Source organism: Variovorax soli NBRC 106424 (genome assembly GCF_001591385.1).
GTDB classification, from domain to species: domain Bacteria; phylum Pseudomonadota; class Gammaproteobacteria; order Burkholderiales; family Burkholderiaceae_C; genus Variovorax; species Variovorax soli.
In genome coordinates this window covers 1-19,391 of the sequence record NZ_BCUU01000096.1, presented here as the reverse complement: position 1 = coordinate 19,391, position 19,391 = coordinate 1, and the positions used below count along the sequence as shown (strand labels likewise).

Annotated in this window: 16 protein-coding genes, 2 tRNA genes and 1 pseudogene; 7 read left to right on the top strand and 12 right to left on the bottom strand. The window is 68.1% G+C overall.

The window, feature by feature from the left end; genetic code table 11:
• The coding region (locus tag VSO01S_RS21540) for an ADP-dependent NAD(P)H-hydrate dehydratase (RefSeq protein WP_161944464.1) at positions 1-677 on the top strand (677 nt) is incomplete at its 5' end.
• 10 nt (positions 678-687) lie between these two features.
• Here VSO01S_RS21540 and VSO01S_RS21535 read toward each other — a convergent pair.
• Both VSO01S_RS21535 and rnr read right to left on the bottom strand, forming a co-directional pair.
• A complete protein-coding gene (locus VSO01S_RS21535; protein WP_068644847.1) occupies positions 688-1,446 on the bottom strand; it encodes an SDR family oxidoreductase in 759 nt (252 codons plus the stop codon).
• A gap of 27 nt (positions 1,447-1,473) precedes the next feature.
• Positions 1,474-3,762 (bottom strand): ribonuclease R, encoded by a 2,289-nt coding sequence (gene rnr / locus VSO01S_RS21530; protein ID WP_068644846.1) that lies wholly within the window; start codon positions 3,760-3,762, stop codon positions 1,474-1,476.
• 45 nt (positions 3,763-3,807) lie between these two features.
• Here rnr and VSO01S_RS21525 point away from each other — a divergent pair.
• A tRNA-Leu gene (locus VSO01S_RS21525) sits at positions 3,808-3,892 on the top strand.
• 201 nt (positions 3,893-4,093) lie between these two features.
• On the opposite strand, the gene rimO is transcribed toward VSO01S_RS21525, so the two are convergent.
• From rimO to VSO01S_RS21510, 3 genes are all read right to left on the bottom strand, one after another.
• Positions 4,094-5,491 (bottom strand): 30S ribosomal protein S12 methylthiotransferase RimO, encoded by a 1,398-nt coding sequence (rimO, locus tag VSO01S_RS21520; protein WP_068644845.1) that lies wholly within the window; start codon positions 5,489-5,491, stop codon positions 4,094-4,096.
• Positions 5,492-5,558: 67 nt separating this feature from the next.
• Positions 5,559-6,101 carry a polyhydroxyalkanoate synthesis repressor PhaR gene (gene phaR / locus VSO01S_RS21515; RefSeq protein WP_068644844.1) on the bottom strand — a complete coding sequence of 181 codons (543 nt, stop codon included), beginning with the start codon at positions 6,099-6,101 and terminating at the stop codon, positions 5,559-5,561.
• Between the two features lie 108 nt (positions 6,102-6,209).
• On the bottom strand, positions 6,210-6,578 hold the full coding sequence (locus VSO01S_RS21510) for a hypothetical protein (RefSeq protein ID WP_245684283.1): 369 nt from the start codon (positions 6,576-6,578) through the stop codon (positions 6,210-6,212).
• A gap of 182 nt (positions 6,579-6,760) precedes the next feature.
• On the opposite strand from VSO01S_RS21510, the gene VSO01S_RS21505 reads away from it, so the two are divergent.
• Complete coding sequence (locus VSO01S_RS21505; protein ID WP_245684284.1) at positions 6,761-8,998, top strand: ATP-dependent DNA helicase; 2,238 nt, start codon at positions 6,761-6,763, stop codon at positions 8,996-8,998.
• Positions 8,999-9,069: 71 nt separating this feature from the next.
• Here VSO01S_RS21505 and VSO01S_RS21500 read toward each other — a convergent pair.
• The 3 genes from VSO01S_RS21500 to VSO01S_RS21490 all read right to left on the bottom strand — a co-directional run bounded on the left by VSO01S_RS21500 (position 9,070) and on the right by VSO01S_RS21490 (position 12,431).
• Positions 9,070-9,146, bottom strand: a tRNA-Val gene (locus tag VSO01S_RS21500).
• 59 nt (positions 9,147-9,205) lie between these two features.
• Complete coding sequence (locus VSO01S_RS21495) at positions 9,206-11,353, bottom strand: RelA/SpoT family protein (RefSeq protein WP_084242026.1); 2,148 nt, start codon at positions 11,351-11,353, stop codon at positions 9,206-9,208.
• Between the two features lie 121 nt (positions 11,354-11,474).
• Entirely contained in the window at positions 11,475-12,431 is a 957-nt protein-coding gene (locus VSO01S_RS21490; RefSeq protein ID WP_068644842.1) for an alpha/beta fold hydrolase, read from the bottom strand.
• 66 nt (positions 12,432-12,497) lie between these two features.
• Between VSO01S_RS21490 and VSO01S_RS21485 the strand changes: the two genes are divergently transcribed.
• Entirely contained in the window at positions 12,498-13,268 is a 771-nt protein-coding gene (locus VSO01S_RS21485; RefSeq protein ID WP_068644841.1) for a 3-hydroxybutyrate dehydrogenase, read from the top strand.
• A 122-nt stretch (positions 13,269-13,390) separates the two neighbouring features.
• On the opposite strand, the gene VSO01S_RS21480 is transcribed toward VSO01S_RS21485, so the two are convergent.
• Both VSO01S_RS21480 and VSO01S_RS27270 read right to left on the bottom strand, forming a co-directional pair.
• Positions 13,391-14,104, bottom strand: a complete 714-nt coding sequence (locus VSO01S_RS21480; protein ID WP_068644840.1) for an SIMPL domain-containing protein — start codon at positions 14,102-14,104, stop codon at positions 13,391-13,393.
• 76 nt (positions 14,105-14,180) lie between these two features.
• Entirely contained in the window at positions 14,181-14,567 is a 387-nt protein-coding gene (locus tag VSO01S_RS27270; protein WP_153305357.1) for a hypothetical protein, read from the bottom strand.
• Positions 14,568-14,704: 137 nt separating this feature from the next.
• On the opposite strand from VSO01S_RS27270, the gene ompR reads away from it, so the two are divergent.
• Both ompR and VSO01S_RS21465 read left to right on the top strand, forming a co-directional pair.
• Positions 14,705-15,436 carry an osmolarity response regulator transcription factor OmpR gene (gene ompR, locus VSO01S_RS21470; RefSeq protein ID WP_068644838.1) on the top strand — a complete coding sequence of 244 codons (732 nt, stop codon included), beginning with the start codon at positions 14,705-14,707 and terminating at the stop codon, positions 15,434-15,436.
• A 71-nt stretch (positions 15,437-15,507) separates the two neighbouring features.
• A complete protein-coding gene (locus VSO01S_RS21465) occupies positions 15,508-16,944 on the top strand; it encodes an ATP-binding protein (RefSeq protein ID WP_068644849.1) in 1,437 nt (478 codons plus the stop codon).
• 21 nt (positions 16,945-16,965) lie between these two features.
• Here the strand turns inward: VSO01S_RS21465 and ispF are convergent, their stop codons facing one another.
• Both ispF and ispD read right to left on the bottom strand, forming a co-directional pair.
• On the bottom strand, positions 16,966-17,451 hold the full coding sequence (ispF, locus tag VSO01S_RS21460) for a 2-C-methyl-D-erythritol 2,4-cyclodiphosphate synthase (RefSeq protein ID WP_068644848.1): 486 nt from the start codon (positions 17,449-17,451) through the stop codon (positions 16,966-16,968).
• An 11-nt stretch (positions 17,452-17,462) separates the two neighbouring features.
• Positions 17,463-18,185, bottom strand: coding sequence for a 2-C-methyl-D-erythritol 4-phosphate cytidylyltransferase (gene ispD, locus VSO01S_RS21455; protein WP_068644837.1), 723 nt, complete (start codon positions 18,183-18,185; stop codon positions 17,463-17,465).
• Positions 18,186-18,295: 110 nt separating this feature from the next.
• Here ispD and VSO01S_RS21450 point away from each other — a divergent pair.
• Positions 18,296-19,391, top strand: a pseudogene (locus VSO01S_RS21450) (transcription-repair coupling factor); the annotation flags it as partial.

Genomic DNA, 19,391 nt, shown 5'->3' with positions numbered 1-19,391 from the left:
TGCTGGCGGCCAGCGCGGCCCTGCACGGCGGCGCCGGCCGCGTGTTCGTCGCGTTGCTCGACAGGTCGCAGCCCGCCCTGTCGCCCATCCAGCCGGAACTAATGTTCCGCGATCCCGCATCGTTGAATTGGCCACAGCTCACTGCGGTCTGCGGCTGCGGGGGCGGAGCCGCGGTGCAAGCCTGGCTGCCGCGCATGCTGGCCGAAGCGCCGCGCGCCGTGTTCGATGCCGATGCGCTCAATGCCATTGCCGCCGACGGCGCACTTCAGAAGCTGCTCGCGGCGCGCCTCGGCAAGGGCCAGCCAACGGTGCTGACGCCGCACCCGCTGGAGGCCGCGCGCCTGCTGGGCAGCGACACGGCCGCCATCCAGTCGGACCGGCTGGCCGCCGCGCGCACGCTGGCGCAGCGCTTTCAGTCGGTGGTGGTGCTCAAGGGGTCCGGCTCGATCGTCGCGGCGCCCCGTGCGGCACCTTTCGTCAACCTGAGCGGCAATGCGCGGCTGGCCACCGGCGGCACCGGCGATGTGCTGGCGGGGATGATCGGCGCCAGGCTGGCGGCAGGCCTGGACGCACTGGCCGCCGCCCGGTCCGGCGTCTGGCAGCACGGCGCACTGGCCGACGGCTGGCCCGCGGGCCAGCCCTTCAGCGCCAGCGCACTCGCCGCCGCCTGCCGCTGAACCAGCGGCCTCAGCCGCGGCCCACGAAGGGCATCTTGGTGGCCATCACCGTGTGGAAGAGCACATTGGCTTCCAGCGGCAGGTTGGCCATGTAGAGCACCGACTGGCCGACGATCTTCACGTCGATCAGCGGCTCGATCGCGATCTCGCCGTTGGCCTGCGGCACGCCCTTGGCCATCTTGGCGGCCAGTTCCGTCATGGCATTGCCCACGTCGACCTGTCCCACCGCGATGTCGTACTTGCGGCCATCGAGCGAGGCGGTCTTGGTCAGGCCCTGCACCGCGTGCTTGGTGGAGGTGTAGGCGGCCGAATTGGGCCGCGGTGCGTGGGCAGAGATGGAGCCGTTGTTGATGATGCGGCCGCCGCGCGGGCTCTGCGCCTTCATGGTGCGGAAAGCCTGCTGGATGCAATAGAACATGCCGTTGAGGTTGATGTCCACCACACCCTTCCATTGCTCGGGCGTCCAGTCCTCGAACGGGCCCGGCGGATTGCTCACGCCGGCGTTGTTGAAGAGCAGGTCCACCCGGCCGAACCTGGCCACCGTGGCGGCAAACAGGGCCTCGACCGACTTCGGGTCCGCCACGTCGGTGGGCACCGCCAGCGCGCGATCGCCGGCGCCCGATTCCTTGGCCACTTCCTGCAAAGGCTCGGCACGGCGGCCGGCCAGCGCCACGCTCCAGCCGTCGCCCAGCAGGGCCAGGGCGGCGGCGCGGCCGATGCCGCTGCCGGCGCCCGTCACGATTGCAATGCGGCTCGTCGATTCACTCATCTCGCTTGATCTCCTTGTTGTTCGTCATCATCGGCGCGCGGTGCGCCCCTTGCCCTTCATCTTGCTCGTGGCCTTCTTGACCGCCGAGCGCAGGGCCTGGATGGGCGATTGTGCCGAACGCGAGGCTTCGCTCTTCTTGCGGCCCGAGCGCTTGTCGGCCGCCTTGGCCGGCACGCCGGTGGGACTGGGCAGGCCCTTGTCCTTGAGCGCGCGGCTGGTCAATTCTTCGCCTTCCCGCACCAGGCGGAAATCGATCTTGCGGCCGTCCAGGTCGACGCGGCTGACCTGCACCCGCACGCGCGAGCCGATGGCATAGCGGATGCCCGTGCGCTCGCCGCGCAGTTCCTGCCGCGCTTCGTCGAACTTGAAGTACTCGCCGCCCAGCTCGGTGATGTGCACCAGGCCCTCGACATACATCGCGTCGAGCGTGACGAAGATGCCGAAGGTGGTGGCCGCGGTGACCACGCCCCCGTATTCCTCGCCCAGGTGCTCGCGCATGTACTTGCACTTGAGCCAGGCCTCGACGTCGCGGCTGGCCTCATCGGCCCGCCGTTCGTTGGCGCTGCAGTGCAGGCCGGCGGCCTCCCAGGCCATCACTTCCTTGCTGGGCGCCACGCTGGCCTTCTGCGGCTTGGCACTGGGCACCTTGACGCGTGAGGCGAGCCGCTTGGCCAGCTTGGCATGCGCCTCGCCCGGCGTGGGCAGCATCGGCAACTGGTACTTGGTCTTGCCCAGGATGGCCTTGATCACCCGGTGCACCAGCAGATCGGGGTAGCGCCGGATCGGGCTGGTGAAGTGCGTGTAGGCCTCGTAGGCCAGGCCGAAGTGGCCGCTGTTGATCGGCGTGTAGATCGCCTGCTGCATCGAGCGCAGCAGCATGGTGTGGATCTGCTGCGCATCGGGCCGATCCTTGGTGGCCTCGGCCACGGCCTGGAATTCCGCCGGACGCGGATCGTCGCTGATCGACATGCCCACGCCCATGGCCTTGAGGTAGTTGCGCAGGATTTCCTTCTTCTCGGGCGTCGGGCCTTCGTGCACGCGGAACAGGCCCGGGTGCTTGCCCTCGGCGATGAAGTCGGCGCTGCACACGTTGGCCGCGAGCATGGCTTCTTCGATGAGGCGGTGCGCCTCGGTGCGAACGCGCGGCACGATCTTCTCGATGCGGCCGGCATCGTCGCAGATGATCTGCGTCTCGGTGGTCTCGAAGTCGACCGCGCCGCGCACGGAGCGCGCCTTGAGCAGCGCTCGGTACACGTCGTGCAGGTTCAGCAGGTCCTTCACCCGCTCCTTGCGCTTGGCGGCCTCGGGGCCGCGCGTGTTCGCCAGGATCGCTGCCACCTCCGTGTAGGTGAAGCGGGCGTGGCTGAACATCACCGCCGGATAGAACTGGTAGGCGTAGATCTCGCCGGCACTGGTGACCAGCATGTCGCACACCATGCAAAGCCGGTCCACCTCGGGGTTGAGCGAGCACAGGCCGTTGGAGAGCTTCTCCGGCAGCATGGGGATGACCCGGCGCGGAAAGTACACGCTGGTGGCGCGGTCGTACGCATCGATGTCGATGTCGCTGCCGGTCTGCACGTAGTGGCTCACGTCGGCAATGGCCACCAGCAGGCGCCAGCCCTTGGTGCGGCCGACCTTGGCCGGCTCGCAGTACACAGCATCGTCGAAGTCGCGGGCGTCCTCACCGTCGATGGTGACCAGCGGAATGTCGGTCAGGTCGACGCGGCCGCGCTTGTCGGTGGCGCGCACCTTGTCGGGCAGCGCCTTGGCCTGCGCCAGGCAGGCTTCGGAAAACTCGTGCGGCACGCCGTACTTGCGCACGGCGATCTCGATCTCCATGCCGGGGTCGTCGATCTCGCCCAGCACTTCCTTCACGCGGCCCACCGGCTGGCCGAACAGGGCCGGCGGCTCGGTGAGCTGCACCACCACCACCTGCCCGACCTTGGCCGGCCCCGTGGCGCCCTTGGGAATGAGCACGTCCTGGCCGTAGCGCTTGTCTTCGGGCGCCACCAGCCACACGCCGCCTTCATGCAGCAGGCGGCCGATGATGGGCTGCTCGGGGCGCTCGACGATTTCCACCACGCGCCCCTCGGGGCGCCCGCGCCGGTCCTGCCGCACAACGCGCGCTTTGACACGGTCCTTGTGCAGGACGGCGCGCATCTCGTTGGGGGGCAAATAGATGTCCGCGTCGCCGTCATCACGCAACACAAAACCGTGTCCGTCGCGGTGTCCTTGGACAATTCCTTCAACTTCTTCCGACAGAACGCCGGAGTGGCCTAAATTTTTGATATGATTCCTCTCGTTCCTGAAAAACAAAACACGTTGCAGGGCAGACCAACAGGTTAACTCAGCAGCGTGTGGGCCCAGATGGCGGAATTGGTAGACGCACTAGTTTCAGGTACTAGCGAGTAACATCGTGGAGGTTCGAGTCCTCTTCTGGGCACCAACAAACAAGATCCCCTGCAAATGAAGATTTGCAGGGGATTTTTGTTTTGGGGGTGGGCCAGCATGTGTACGGGGTGCGTCGTCTCTTCTCTTCGGGGCGCGAAGCACCTTCTCAAGGCCTTCGCGCAGCCATCATGACACACACTGCTGACACTCCGGCACCCACTCTTGCGAATGGGGCCGTGTGGCAACCGAGTTGCCCTCAAATGGGCAGCGCAATCAGGTCGTGGCCCTGCGTGTCCACGACCCGCGCCCTGGTGAATTCGCCCACCTTCAGCTGCTTGCTGATCTTCTCGGGCGGCAGCAGCCGCACGATACCGTCGATTTCCGGCGCATCGGCATAGCTGCGCCCCACCCCTCCCTTGCGGCCCATGGCCGGTGCGGAGTCGACCAGCACCTGCATCGTTGCGCCGATGCGACGGCGCAGGCGCGCAATCGACACTTCTTCGGCAACCTCCATGAAGCGCGAACGGCGCGCCTCGCGCTCGGCCTCGGGCAGCATGCCCGGGATGTCGTTGGCGGTGGCGCCTTCCACCGGGCTGTAGGCAAAGCAGCCGGCGCGGTCGATCCCGGCCTCGCGGATGAAATCGAGCAGATGCTCGAACTCTTCCTCGGTCTCGCCCGGAAAGCCGGCGATGAAGGTGCTGCGGATCACCAGTTCCGGGCACATCTCGCGCCATTTGGCGATGCGCTCCAGGTTCTTCTCGCCGCTGGCCGGGCGCTTCATGCGCCTGAGCACATCCGGATGGCTGTGCTGCAGCGGCACGTCCAGGTAGGGCAGCACACGGCCTTCGGCCATCAGCGGAATCACCTCGTCCACGCTCGGGTACGGGTACACGTAGTGCAGCCGCACCCAGGCGCCGTAGGGCTCGGCGATTTCGCCCAGCGTGCGCACCAGGTCGAGCATGCGCGTCTTGACCGGCTTGCCGTCCCAGAAGCCGGTGCGGTACTTGATGTCCACGCCGTAGGCCGAGGTGTCCTGGCTGATCACCAGCAGTTCCTTCACGCCGCCCTCGAACAGCGCCTTGGCTTCCTTGAGCACATCGCCCACCGGCCGCGACACCAGGTCGCCGCGCATGGAGGGGATGATGCAGAAGGTGCAGCGGTGATTGCAGCCTTCGCTGATCTTCAAATACGCATAGTGCTTGGGCGTGAGCTTGATGCCCATGGGGGGCACCAGGTCCACGAAAGGATCGTGCGGCTTGGGCAGGTTGGCATGGACCGCATCCATCACCTCCTGCGTGGCATGCGGGCCGGTAACGGCCAGCACGCTGGGGTGCATCTGGCGCACCAGGTTGCCGCCGCCCTCCCCGCCCTTGGCGCCCAGGCAGCCGGTGACGATCACCCGGCCGTTCTCGGCCAGCGCCTCGCCGATGGTGTCCAGGCTTTCCTTCACGGCGTCGTCGATGAAGCCGCAGGTGTTGACGATGACGAGGTCGGCGCCCTCGAAGGTCTTGGAGGTCTGGTAGCCCTCGGCGCTCAGTTGCGTGAGGATCAGTTCGGAATCCGTCAGGGCCTTGGGGCAGCCGAGGCTGACGAAGCCCACTTTGGGCGCCGTGGCGGGGTTTTCAAGACGTTCGGGGGAGGCTGCTTCGCTCATCCCCGTATTGTCCCAGGGAACGCTCTGCCCGGCCCGCACGGGGCCTTCGTGGCTTGACGGGACCCGCTCAGGTCCGCTCGGAGCGCTTGATGCCGAAAGCCGCCAGCGCCTGCTCCGCGTTCTTCTGCATCTGCTCCTGCAACTGCTTGAAGGCGTTCTGCGACTGCTCGGCGTAGTTGCCCATCATGCCCTGCAGCATGGGCGACTGCATCGACAGGAAGCGCGACCACATCTCGGGCGAGAGGGTCTCGGCGTTCTCGGCCATGCGCGCCTGCAGCTCGGTCATGGCCTGGATGTTCTTCTCGAGGTAGGGGCCCATGTAGCTCTGCATGGCCTGTCCGTAGAAGCGGATGATGCTGGCCAGGGCCTGCTCGCTGAACATGGGCGCGCCGCCGGCCTCTTCTTCCAGGATGATCTGCAGCAGGATGCTGCGGGTGAGGTCGTCGCCGGTCTTGGCGTCGCGCACCACGAAGGCGGCCTTGGACATCACCAGCTGCTTGACTTCGGCCAGGGTGATGTAGGAGGAGGTTTCCGTGTCGTAGAGCCTGCGGTTCGGATACTTCTTGATCACGCGCTGCGCCGGCTTGCCGGCGGCCTTCTTGCTCTGCACTTGGGAAATCTCCTTGTTGTCAGGTTGGGCGCCAGAAGCGCGCGGGCCATTCTAGGGAGCGGTTTTGCTGCACCGCGCCAAGGTTTACCCTCTTCGGGATTCCCTCAATCAATCGACGGTGCAGGCGTACTCGGCGCCGCACACCTTGCAGGCCGCGACTTCGGGACGCTCCTCGTCGCCTTCCTTGAAGACCAGCAGGCTCTTCACGCCGTTGAAGACCCAGCAGCGCGGGCAATGCTCGTGGCCGCCCACCGGCAGGTAGGCCCTGGCACGCTGCTCGGCCCGCTCGCGCGTGACCGGCATGCCGTGGCGCTCGCTGCGGGCCACGTCCTCGGCCGCCATGGTATCGGCACGCCCGCTCGCCCTGTCGTTGAGACCGTAGACCACCCGCGCGAACTCCAGCGGCGCCTGTCGCATCAGGGCGGCCAGCCGCAGCTCGTTCGGCAAGGGATCCAGGTCATTGGGCAGGGTGTTCATTCGCGCGTCTGGGGCAGATGAAAAAACATGTTTAACCAAGTTAACACAAGCTGCCTGACCCTGAACTCCTTCAAGCGGGTGATGGCGGCCGCTTATCCTCCGGCACTGGACATGTGTACAGTCCACGGGTGCCCGCCAACCCGCCCCCGCCCGCATCCGACGACGACGCCCCCGAACTGACGGTGTCGGTGCGCCGGCTGTGCGCATTCGCCGCCCAGGCGGGCGACCTGGACCTGCGCTTCACCCCCGCCCCCAGTGCGCTGGAAGGCATGGCCGGGCATCGCCAGGTGCAGTCCCGGCGCGGTGCGGGCTACGAGCCGGAGCTGTCCCTGTCCTGCTCTTTCGAGGGCCTGCGCGTGCGGGGCCGCGCGGATGGTTTCGACCCGCAGGCATTGCGACTGGAAGAAATCAAGACCTGCCGCGGGCCGGTCGAATCCATCAAGCCCAACCAGCGGGCGCTCCACCGGGCCCAGGCCAGGGTCTACGCCGCCATGCTGTGCGAAGCGCGTCAGCTGCCCTCGCTGCGGGTCGCGGTCGTCTATTTCGACCTGGCCACCGAAAGCGAGACGTTGCTGGAAGAAGAATTCGACGCCGCCACGCTGCGCGAACAGTTCCAGGCCATGGCGCGCATCTACCTGCAGTGGGCCCGCGCGCAGGCGCAGCGCGGCCGGAACCTGAAGCAAGCGCTGGGCACGCTGCCCTTTCCAAGGCCCGCCTTCCGCGCCGGGCAGCGGGAGCTGTCGCGCCGCATCTACCAGGCCGGCGCCGCACGGCGCTGCCTGCTGGCGCAGGCGCCCACCGGTATCGGCAAGACGCTCGCCTCGCTCTATCCGCTACTGAAGGCCAAGGCCGGCCATCGAATCGACCGCGTCTTCTTCCTCACCGCCAAGACACCGGGCCGCACCGTGGCGCTGGAGGCGCTACGGGAGCTGCAGGACAAGGGCGCGCACGACCTGCGCGTGCTGGAAATCGAGGCCCGGGAGTCGGCATGCCGCCACCCGGAAGCCGCCTGCCACGGCGAATCGTGCCCGCTGGCGCGCGGCTTCTACGACCGGCTGCCCGCGGCACGGGAGGCCGCCAGCGCCGTCCGGCTGCTCGACCGCGCCCGCCTGGCGCGGATCGCGGGCGAGCACCAGCTCTGCCCCTACTTCCTCGCGCAGGAGATGGCGCACTGGTGCGACGTGGTGGTGGCCGACTACAACTACTACTTCCATCCCAGCGCCTTTCTCTACGTGCTGGCGCAGGAGGAGCAATGGCAGGCAGCGCTGCTGGTGGACGAGGCGCACAACCTGCTCGAGCGCGCGCGGGGCATGTATTCGGCGGTGCTGCCGGAAAGCAGCTTTGCCAGGGCGCGCGGCATGGTGCCCGCCGCAGCCGTGCGCGCCCTGCAATTGCTGCGCCTGCAATGGGATCGGGCCGAAGCGTCTTGCGGCCCGGACGCCCTGCTGGACCAGCTTCCCGAAGAACTGGACAGCGCCATCCGCGACGCGTCAGGATGCCTGGCCGAGCACTTCAACGCTCATCCCCAACTGGCCAAGGGCCCCTTGCAGGACCTCTTCTTCGAGATCCTGCAATGCGCGCGCCTGGCCGAATCCTTCGACACGCATTCGGTCCTCGATTTCTCGCCGGCGCCCGACGGCACGCGGCAGATCGCCCTGCGCAACCTGATCCCGGCGACCTTCCTGCGCCCGCGCTTTGCCGCGGCGCGCAGCGCCGTGTGCTTCTCGGGAACGCTGTCGCCGTTCGAGTTTTATCGCGACACGCTGGGCTTGCCGCCGGACACCGCCATGGTCGACATCGCATCGCCCTTCTCTGCCCGGCAGCTGCAGGTGAAGCTCGCCCGCAACCTCTCCACGCGCCTGCAGGACAGGCCGCAAACGCTGGCGCAGCTGGTGCGCCTCATCGCCACGCAATTCGCGCAACGGCCGGGCAACTACCTGGCCTTCTTCAGCAGCTTCGAATACATGGAGATGGCCGCCGACGAGTTGGGCCGCCGCCATCCAGGCATTGCCACATGGCGCCAGACGCGCGGCGGTGCGCCGGGTGAGCGCGCCGCCTTTCTCGAGCGCTTCCAGCCCGGCGGACACGGCATCGGCTTTGCGGTGCTCGGCGGCGTCTTCGGCGAAGGTGTCGACCTGCCCGGCGACCGCCTGGTGGGCGCCTTCGTCGCCACGCTGGGCCTGCCCCAGCACGACGCACTGAACGAGCGCATGCGCCAGCGCATGGACGAGCGCTTCGGCGACGGCTATGCCTACACCTACCTGTATCCGGGCATCCGCAAGGTGGTGCAGGCGGGCGGGCGCGTGATCCGCAGCGAAAGCGACGAGGGCGTGCTCTGGCTGCTGGACCAGCGCTTTGCGCGGCCGGAGGTTGCGCGGCTTCTGCCGGCGTGGTGGGAACTCGCGGCAGAGCGCGCCTGAAGCCGCAATGAAAAAGAAAAAAGGACTCGGCAAAAAATGCGGAGTCCTTGTGCGGCTTTTCTGAAAAGGCTTGGTAGGCGCGAGTGGATTCGAACCACCGACCCCCACCATGTCAAGGTGGTGCTCTAACCAACTGAGCTACGCGCCTAAGCGTTTTCGGAAGACCGCAATTGTAGCAAACTTTTTTGGGGCTACCGAAGCCGGCTGCTAACGACGACGCGCAGACCGCACGCCGGTCACTGCCTTCACCACCTGCAACACCTGCGACAGCCGCGTGGCGTCGGCGATCTCGATGGTGAAGGTCATCCACGCCGTGCCCTTGACGGACTGCGTCTGCACGCCGATCACGTTCATCTTCTCGCGTGCGAACACGTCGGAGATGTCGCGCAGCAGGCCCTGGCGGTCGGCCGCTTCCACCGACACATCCACCGCATAGACCGCGTCCTGCCCGCCCTTGGACGTGCCCCACTCCACCTCGATGGCGCGCTCGGGCTGCGCGGCCGCCATGGTGCGGTAGTTGCTGCAGTCGGCGCGGTGCACGCTCACGCCGTGCCCGCGCGTGACGAAGCCGCCGATGGGGTCCGGCGGCGCCGGGCGGCAGCACTTGGCCAGCTGGGTCATGAGCGACGACACGCCCACCACCAGCACCCCGCTCTTGGACGCCTTGCCGCTGCCCTTGGACTTCTTGATGAGCACGCCCTCGTCGTCGGGCGACGGTGCTTCGGCGGGCGGACGCAGCAGGTTCTCGATGTTGCGCAGCGAGAACTCGTCCTTGCCCACCACCTCGAACAGGTTGTCGGCCGACTTGAAGCCCAGGCGCCCGGCCAGGTCGTCGAGCTTGAGCGCCGTCTTGCCTTCGCGCTGCAGCAGCTTCTCGACCGCCTCGCGTCCGCGCGCGATGGTCTCGTGCGTGATCTGCGCGTTGAACCAGGCGCGCACCTTGGCGCGCGCGCGGTGGCTGGCGAGATAGCCCAGTTCGGCATTGAGCCAGTCGCGCGAGGGGCCGCCGTCCTTCACCGCGATGACTTCCACCGTCTGGCCGTTCTGCAGCGGCGTGTTCAGCGGCACCATCGCGCCGTCCACACGCGCGCCGCGGCAGCGGTGGCCCAGGCTCGTGTGCACGCTGTAGGCAAAGTCCACCGGCGTAGCGCCCTGCGGCAGCTCGACGATGGCGGCGTCGGGCGTGAGCACGTAGATGCGGTCGTCGAACAGGCCCTTGCCCTGCTCGCCGCCCGACAGGTCGCGCTCCCAGGCCAGCAGCTGGCGCAGCACCGCGATCTTGGCGTCGTACTCGCCGCCGGCCCACACGCCCGCATAGCCCTTGGTACCCGCCTCCTTGTAGGCCCAGTGCGCGGCCACGCCGTGCTCGGCATGCTCGTGCATTTCCTCGGTGCGGATCTGGATCTCGATGGGCTTGCTGGCGGCGCTGCCGTTCAGGCGCTCGCGCACCACCGTGTGCAGCGACTGGTAGCCGTTGGGCTTGGGCCGCGCGATGTAGTCGTCGAACTCCTCGTCGATGGGCTGGAAGTTGGAATGCACCCACGCCAGGGCCGCATAGCAGTCCTTCACGTCGGGCACGATCACGCGCAGCGCCATGATGTCGAACACCTGCGCAAAGTCGAGCGACTTGCCGCGCATCTTCTTGACGATGCTGTAGATGTTCTTGGGCCGCCCCTGCACATTGGCCTGGATGCCTTCTTCGCGCAGCTGCGTTTCCAGCCGCAGGCGCAACTGCTCCACGTAGCCTTCGCGCTCGGCACGCTTTTCTTCCAGCAGCTGGGCGATGAGCTTGTAGGTCTCGGGCTCCAGGAAGCGGAAGGACAGGTCTTCGATCTCCCACTTGACCTGCCAGATGCCCAGCCGGTTGGCCAGCGGCGCAAACACCTGCAGCGACTCGCGCGCCACGCTCTCGGACACCGGCTGCTTCACCTGCGCCGCGTAGCGCAGGGTCTGCAGGCGCGAGGCCAGGCGCAGCATCACCACCCGCAGGTCGCGCGAGAAGGCCAGCAGCATCTTGCGGACGTTTTCCGTCTGGGTGCCGGCACCTTCGAGCAGATGGCCGGAGCCGGTGGCCGAGCGGGCCTGCTCCTGCACCTGCACCAGCTTGGTGGTCTCCACCGCCAGCAGCGCGAAGTTCTGGCCGAAGACCTTGGCGATGACTTCCAGCGGCCGGTTCAGGTGCTGGCACGAGTACACCAGGTAGCTGGCGGCCTGCATGGCCTCGGAGCCGCCCATGCGCTCGACGATGGCGGCCACCGCGTCGGCATGGGCCAGGGTGTTCTCGCCGGTCTTGAGCGTTTCGCCGGCGATCAGCGGCTCGGCAAACGCGCGTGCGCGCGCCAGCATGTTCTCCATGGCCGGAGAACTGTCTGCCGTGGCGGCCGACAACGCGGTCTTCTCATTGGCGTCGGCGCCAGCTGTGGGGCGCTGTTGCGTTGAAACTGCTACCAAGATCCGTCTTACCTAGTTCTTTTTTTCAGTCCAGGAGGAAGTCGACCACGACGCCGTGCTGTGCCGGCGCCACCAGCGTCGGTGCATGGCCGACATCCTCGAATTCGACCAGGCGCGCACCGGGGCCGCGCCGGGTCATGGCTTGCGCGGTTTCGGGCGCCAGCAGGTCCGACTGCGCACCGCGCAGCAGCAATGTGCGGGCGGTGATGGCGTCATACAAGCCCCACATGACAGATTCGCTCTGGGCCGCGAGTTGCGGGGTCAGCGCGCGAATCGGCACGCCGATGGCCGGGTCGTAGTGCAGCACGAAAGGACCGCCCTCGGGCCGCGCATCGCCCGGCTCGCGTTTCGTGCTGCGGTCTTCGCTGCGCTGCGCGGCTGGCACCAGCATGTGGCGCGACAGGTCGAGCCACTGCTCGCGCGTGTGCGCGCCGAAGGAACTCGACAGCAGCCACATGGCGTCGGCTGCCGCTTCCAGGCTCGGGTACTCGCCGCTCTTGCCCACATAGGCGCCGATGCGCTCGACCGCCGTCTGGCTGATCGAAGGCCCGACGTCGTTGAGCACCAGGCGCCGCACGGGCAAGGCCAGCGGCAGTTGGGGGCTGCCGGCAATGGCCATGCCGATCAGCCCGCCCATGCTCGTGCCCACGTAGTCGAGCGACACGATCGGCGCATCCGCCTGCAGCTGCGCGACCAGCGCCAGCACGTCGGCGGCGTAGGTCGGCAACTGGTAGCCCTTCGGGTCGCGCAGCCAGTCGCTGCGGCCGCGCCCCACGATGTCAGGGCACACCACCCGGATGTGGCCCTTGGCGCGTTCCAGCAAGGCACGCGCCAGCACGTCGAAATCGCGCCCCTGGCGCGCGAGGCCATGCACGCACAGCACCACGTGCGCAGCATCTGGTTCGCCCCACTGCCAATAGGCCATGCGATGGCCGCCGTCGGCATCTGCACAGGTCACGAAGCGAAGGGATGGTTCTGTCATTCTGAGGCCTTGCATCGTGTGCCCATAATGTTCATTGCATCGTAATTCATCCGGAGATTGCTCAACATGCTCAAAGGCAAAACCGCCCTCGTCACTGGGTCCACCAGCGGCATCGGCCTGGGTATCGCAACCGCGCTGGCACAGCAAGGCGCCAACATCATGCTCAACGGCTTCGGCGACCATGAAGGCCCAAAGGCGCAGATCGCGGCGCTGGGCGTACAGGTGGACTACCACGGCGCCGACATGAGCAAGCCCGAGCAGATCGAGGACATGATGAAGAAGGCCGCCGAACGCTTCGGCCGCGTCGACATCCTGGTCAACAACGCCGGCATCCAGCACGTGGCCAAGGTGGAGGACTTTCCGCCGGAGCGCTGGGACGCGATCATTGCCATCAACCTGACCAGCGCCTTCCACACCACGCGCCTGGCCATTCCGGCCATGCGGGCGGCCAACTGGGGCCGTGTGATCAACATCGCTTCGGCGCACGGGCTGGTGGCCTCGGCCCAGAAGTCGGCGTATGTGGCCGCCAAGCACGGCATCGTGGGCCTGACCAAGGCCGTGGCGCTGGAGACGGCCACCACGGGCGTCACCTGCAATGCGATCTGCCCGGGCTGGGTGCTGACGCCGCTGGTGCAAAAGCAGATCGACGACCGTTCGGCGCGCGAAGGCATTCCGGTGTCGCAGGCGCAGAACGAGCTGCTGGGCGAAAAGCAGCCGTCGCTGCAATTCACCACCGTCGAGCAGTTGGGCGGCCTGGCCGTGTTCCTGTCCTCGCCGGCCGCCGACCAGGTGCGCGGCGTCGCATGGCAGGTGGACGGGGGCTGGACGGCGCAGTAGGTCGGCCCCCCGGCTTTTCACTGCGCTTCGCTCCGTGTAACTCCACCCCCCGAGGGGGAGACCCCACCTAAGGCCCGGCAAAGCCGGTTCCTTGGTGCGGGACTGACTTGTGAAGGTGCGGTCTACTTGAGTTGCACGGAGCCGGAGACGTTGACGACGACGTTGGCCTTGCCGGGTTCTACCGGGACGGCGGCGTCTGCGGCTGCGCCGCCGGCCTTCATGGCCATCACGCGGGGCATGGGGCCGGCGTGCTCGGAATTCACCGACACCTCGCGCAGCGTGTAGGCGCCGAAGCCGAAGTCCTTGGCCAGCGTGCTGGCCTTCTGCTTGAAGGCGTCGATGGCCAGGGTCTGCGCCTGGCTTTCGGCCTTGCCGCGGGCCTCGCGGCTGAGGCCGTACGACATGTTGCCCACCGTGAGCGAATCCAGGCGCCCCGCCACCTGCGAGACGCGGGCGAAATCGCGCCCTTCCAGCACCAGCTCGGCCGTGCCTTGCCAGCCGTTGGTCTTGCCGTCGCGCGTGTAGCGCGGATGCACGTTGAAGTTGCCGGTGCGCACATCCAGTTGCCCCGGTTGCGCACTCTTGCGGGCTTCGGCGAGCGCCGCATCCATCACCTGCTTGACCTGCGCCTGGACGGCAGCCGCGTCGGAGCCCTCCTTCGTCGCCACCAGGGTGATGCTGAGCAGGTCCTGAGGCACCTCGACCGTCCCGTTGGCCGACAGCTGCAGCACGTCCTGCGGCGGCGCCCAGCCACCGGGCGCCGGCTGCTGCGCCATGGCCAGGCCGGCCAGGGCCAGCGCACCGCAGGAAACGACAAGCTTGATTGCGTTTTTCAAAACGAAAGACTCCCTTCAATAGTGAGGTGATTTGAAACCTGGCGGCGACCCCGACCACCGGCCGCCGGGTGCGCCGTCAAGGCGACAGGCGCCGCGCCTCCGGCACCGTGGACGGGCCCGGCGACGCGCTTCCCAGCGCATCGTCCGCTCTGCCGCTGCCTGCCGACTTGCTGGGCAGCAGCCATTGGTAGCGAATCTGCTCGCGCAGTTCCGCGCGCTCGGCCGGGGTCAGGCGGCGGCCGACTTCGGCCTCTTCGCGGCGGATGTCGTCCCGTTCCTGGGCCCGATGGGCTTCCACCGCGCGCCGCACCTCCTTGCGCACCTGGTCGGCCGTCGGGGTACCCGCCGTCGCCCCATTGGCGGCCCAGACGGCAGAGCCCGCAAGAGCCAGGGGAACGAACACGGACAAGGCACGACGCATGAGACGGGGTTGGGGAACGCGCAAAGTGTGCGACTTTGCCATTCGTTGGCGTCCGCTTCGCAGCCAAGACGCGAGCGGTCGCAAGTTTTGTAACTTTGTGTCAACCTGAGGGTAAAACGGGCTCAACGCCCCGTCAACCGATCCAGAATCGGCGTTGTTACAAATTCAGTGTTGTTGAAATGACTCAAACACCTGCCCGTACAGACAAGATCGTCATCGTCGACGACGACGCCCGGATCCGCGATCTGCTGCGCCGCTACCTCACCCAGGAAGGTTTCGAGGTCATCGTTGCCGAAGACGGCAAGGCGCTGAATCGCATCCTGCTGCGCGACACGGTCGACCTGATCGTGCTCGACCTGATGATGCCCGGCGAAGACGGCCTGTCGGTGTGCCGGCGCCTGCGCGCGGCCAACGACCGCACCCCCATCATCATGCTCACCGCCAAGGGCGAGGACGTGGACCGCATCGTCGGCCTGGAAGTCGGCGCCGACGACTACCTGGGCAAGCCCTTCAACCCCCGCGAACTGCTGGCGCGCGTGCACGCGGTGCTGCGCCGCCGCCCGCCGCTGGAGGCGCCGGGCGCGCCGTCCACCGACAACGAAACGGTCACCTTCGGCCCGTTCACCTTCGACCTGGGCTCGCGCACGCTGCGCAAGGACGGCGAGGAGCTGTCGCTGACCACCGGCGAATTCGCCATGCTCAAGGCCCTGGTGCGCCACCCGCGCCAGCCGCTGTCGCGCGAAAAGCTGGCCCAGCTGGCGCGCGGCCGCGAGTTCGAGCCCTTTGACCGCAGCCTGGACGTGCAGATCTCGCGCCTGCGCAAGCTGGTCGAATCCGACGCAGCCGCACCGCGCTACATCCAGACGGTCTGGGGCGTGGGCTACGTGTTCGTGCCGGACGGCACGACTTGAGCTACGTGGCCGCCAGCGGCCCCAGCACGACCCAGTCGGGCGGCCTCCTGGAGGACAGCTCGTCGGTCACGGTGTCCAGTCCACTGGAAGGCGGGCCGCAGAACCGCTCGCGCAAGAGCCGGCTGGGCCTGAGCCTCTTCTGGCGCACCTTTTTCCTGCTGGCGCTCCTGCTGGTCGGCAGCACCGTCGCCTGGCTGCAGACCTTCCGGCAGCTCGAATACGAGCCGCGCGCCATCCAGACGGCGCACCAGATCGCCTCGCTGGTCAACCTGACGCGTGCCGCGCTGGTGTATTCGGACGCCATCACCCGCCTCTCGCTGATCAAGACCCTGGCCGAGCAGGAAGGCGTGCGCATCGTGCCGCGCGAGCCGGAAGACCGCTACGCCCCCTACACCGGCGGCGAGCTGGATGCCCGGGTCACCGACGAGCTGATGGCCCGCCTGGGCGCCGGCACCACGGTGGCCAGCGTGGTCAACGACGAACCCGGCCTGTGGATCGGCTTTGCCATCGAGAGCGACAACTACTGGCTGCTGCTCGACCCGGCCCGCTTCACCCGCGTGGGCGGGCGCACCTGGCTGGTGTGGCTGGTGACGGCGATGGCGCTGTCGCTCACGGGGGCGGCGCTGATCACCAGCTTCATCAACCGCCCGCTGTCGCAGCTCTCGCGCGCGGCGCGGCAGGTGCGCGAAGGCGAATACGCGGCGCACCGGCTGGACGAAGGCGCGCGCACCACCGAGATCCGTGCGGTCAACATCGGCTTCAACCGCATGGCCGACCAGCTGGCCAAGATCGAGCAGGACCGCGCGGTGATGCTGGCCGGCATCTCGCACGACCTGCGCACGCCGCTGGCCCGGCTGCGGCTGGAAACCGAGATGAGCGTGGCCGACGAGGATGCGCGCGCGCACATGGCGGCCGACATCGCCCAGCTCGACGCGATCATCGACAAGTTCCTCGACTACGCGCGGCCCGACCATGTGGAATTCAAGCCGGTGCTGCTGCGCGACGTGGTCGACGCCTGCACCTACGCCGTGCAGGACCATGAAGACGTCCGCATCACCTCCGAGATCCAGCCGGACCTGCGCGTCATGGCCGACGAGGTGGAACTGATCCGCGTGATCTCCAACCTGGTGGAAAACGCGCGCCGCTACGGCAAGACGCCGGGCACCGACGTGGCGCGCATCAACATCCAGGCGCAGGCACACAACGACGCGGTGCTGATCAAGGTGCGCGACCACGGCGCGGGCGTGCCGCCGGCCATGCTGTCGCAGCTGACCAAGCCCTTCTTCCGCGGCGACCAGGCGCGCACTTCGGCGGCAGGAGCCGGCCTGGGCCTGTCGATCGTGGCGAAGAACATCGAGCGCATGGGCGGGACCTTTGCGCTCACCAGCACGCCGGGGCGCGGTCTTGCGGCGCACATCCGGCTGCCCCGCGCGGCGTCGATCCGGCCCGGGTCGGCGACCAATGGCAGCGCCAAGGGCGCCGCCTCGCGCACCGCAGGCGCGAAGTAGTTCGCCGGCAACGCTCGCGGCTCAGCCGCCGGTGGAGCGCAGCAGCACGATAGCCCGCGCCTCCATTGCGCGGCCCTCGCCCACCGGGCCCATCTTCTCCGCCGTCTTGGCCTTGACGTTGACGCGCCCCGGCGCCAGGCCCAGGCCGGCGGCGATGCGCTCTTGCATGGCGGGAATGTGGGGGGCCAGCTTGGGCGCCTGCGCGATCACGGTGCTGTCGACGTTGCCGATCTCCCAGCCTTCGGCGCGCACGCGGCGTGCCGCCTCGGCCAGCAGCACCATCGAATCGGCGCCGCGGAACTGCTCGTCGGTGTCGGGGAAGTGCCGGCCGATGTCGCCCAGGCCCGCCGCGCCGAACAGCGCGTCGGTGATGGCGTGCAGCAGCGCGTCGGCATCGGAGTGGCCCAGCAGGCCCGCCGTGTGCGGGATCTCCACCCCTCCCAGGATGAGCTTGCGCCCCGCCACCAGTTGATGCACGTCCCAGCCTTCGCCCACGCGGATGTCCATGCTGCTGCTCATCACTTGCTCCTTTCGCGCGCGCGCAGCACCGCCTCGGCGAGCGCGAAGTCTTCCGGATACGTCACCTTGAAGTTCTGCGCACTGCCGGGCACCAGCAGCGGGGCCAGGCCGATGGCTTCGATGGCGCTGGCTTCGTCGGTGACGGCATCGCCGGCGCGCTCCAGCGCATCGAGCAGCAAGCCCAGGCGGAACATCTGCGGCGTCTGCGCCAGCCACTTGTCGGCGCGGGCCAGGGTGCCGTGCACGCGGCCGTCGCCCGTCGCAGTCTTGAGCGTGTCGGCCAGGCGCTGGGCCAGCAGGCCGCCGACAGCATCGTGCTCGCAGGCGGCGATCAGCGCCTCGATCTGCGTGGGCGTGACCAGGCACCGGGCCGCGTCGTGCACCAGCACCCAGTCGCTGGCCTTGGCGCCTTGCTGGCGCAGCGCGGCCAGGCCGTTTCGCACCGAGGCCGCGCGCGTGGCGCCGCCCACCTGCAGCAAGCGCTCTCCATCGCTCTTGGGAAAGGCCGGCAACGCGGCGGAGATCTCGCGGTCATCGGGCGCCACCACCAGGGCGATGGTGGCGAACCGGTCGGCCAGCGCCCGGAAGGCTTCGACCGTATGGGCCACCATGGGCCGGCCTGCGAGCCGCTCGTACTGCTTGGGGCCGCCGGCGCCGGCGCGGCTGCCGCTGCCGGCGCACGGAATCAGGGCGTGAAGGTGTGGGGGGTGGGACGAATGCATCGAAGGCCGGTGTTCAAGTTGAGGGCATTCTAGAATTGCCCCACTGCACACCCCGCTCCGAACCCGGCGCGGGGTGTTCTGCTTTGCTTTTGCACCGGTTTGCACCGCCAATGGATCTGCCCAACCTCAGCCCCGGCAAGCGCTTTACCTTGCCACGCCCGCCCCTGTCAGCCGACGCACTGCTGCTGGCCCGCCTGGCGGAGCGCGAAAAGGCCGCCGGCCGCGCCACCGCCGTCTTCACCGCCGATGCCAACGATGCGCAGCGCCTCATCGACGAGATGCGCTTCTTCGCGCCGGAGCTGCGCTGCGCCCTGTTCCCCGACTGGGAGACGCTGCCCTATGACAGCTTCTCGCCGCACCAGGACCTGATCAGCGAACGGCTGGCCACCCTGTGGCGCATCAGCCAGCGCGAGGCCGACGTGGTGCTGGTGCCGGCCACCACGGCGCTGTACCGGCTGGCGCCGCCCGCCTTCCTGGCCGGCTACACCTTCCACTTCAAGACCCGGCAGAAGCTGGACGAAGCCAAGCTCAAGGCCCAGCTCACGCTGGCCGGCTACAGCCATGTGACGCAGGTGGTGAGCCCGGGCGAGTACGCAGTGCGCGGCGGACTGATCGACCTCTTTCCCATGGGCTCGCCGCAGCCCTACCGGGTCGACCTGTTCGACGACGAGATCGACTCCATCCGCACCTTCGACCCCGACACGCAGCGCAGCCTCTACCCCGTGCCCGAGGTGCGCCTGCTGCCCGGGCGCGAGTTCCCGATGGACGACGACGCCCGCGCGCGCTTTCGCCACCGCTGGCGCGAACTGCTCGAGGGCGACCCCACCAAGAGCCGCATCTACAAGGACATGGGCAACGGGGTGGCCACGGCCGGCATCGAGTACTACCTGCCGCTCTTCTTCGACGAGACGGCCACCGTGTTCGACTACCTCGGCACAGACCCGGCGCAGGCCACGGTGGTGCTGCACGGCGACCTGGAGCCGGCCTTCCAGCACTTCTGGCAGGACACCGCCGAGCGCTTCCGCCTGGTGCGCGGCGACCCCGAGCGCCCCGCTTTGCCGCCGGAGGCGCTGTTCCTGTCGGCCGAGCAGTTCTACGCGCGCGCCAAATCACACGCCCAACTGGCGATTCGCGGTTCACTCCCTCCCCCTCTGGGGGAGGGCGGGGGTGGGGGCAGCGCGACGCCGCAATCCACGGCCGGCGCGA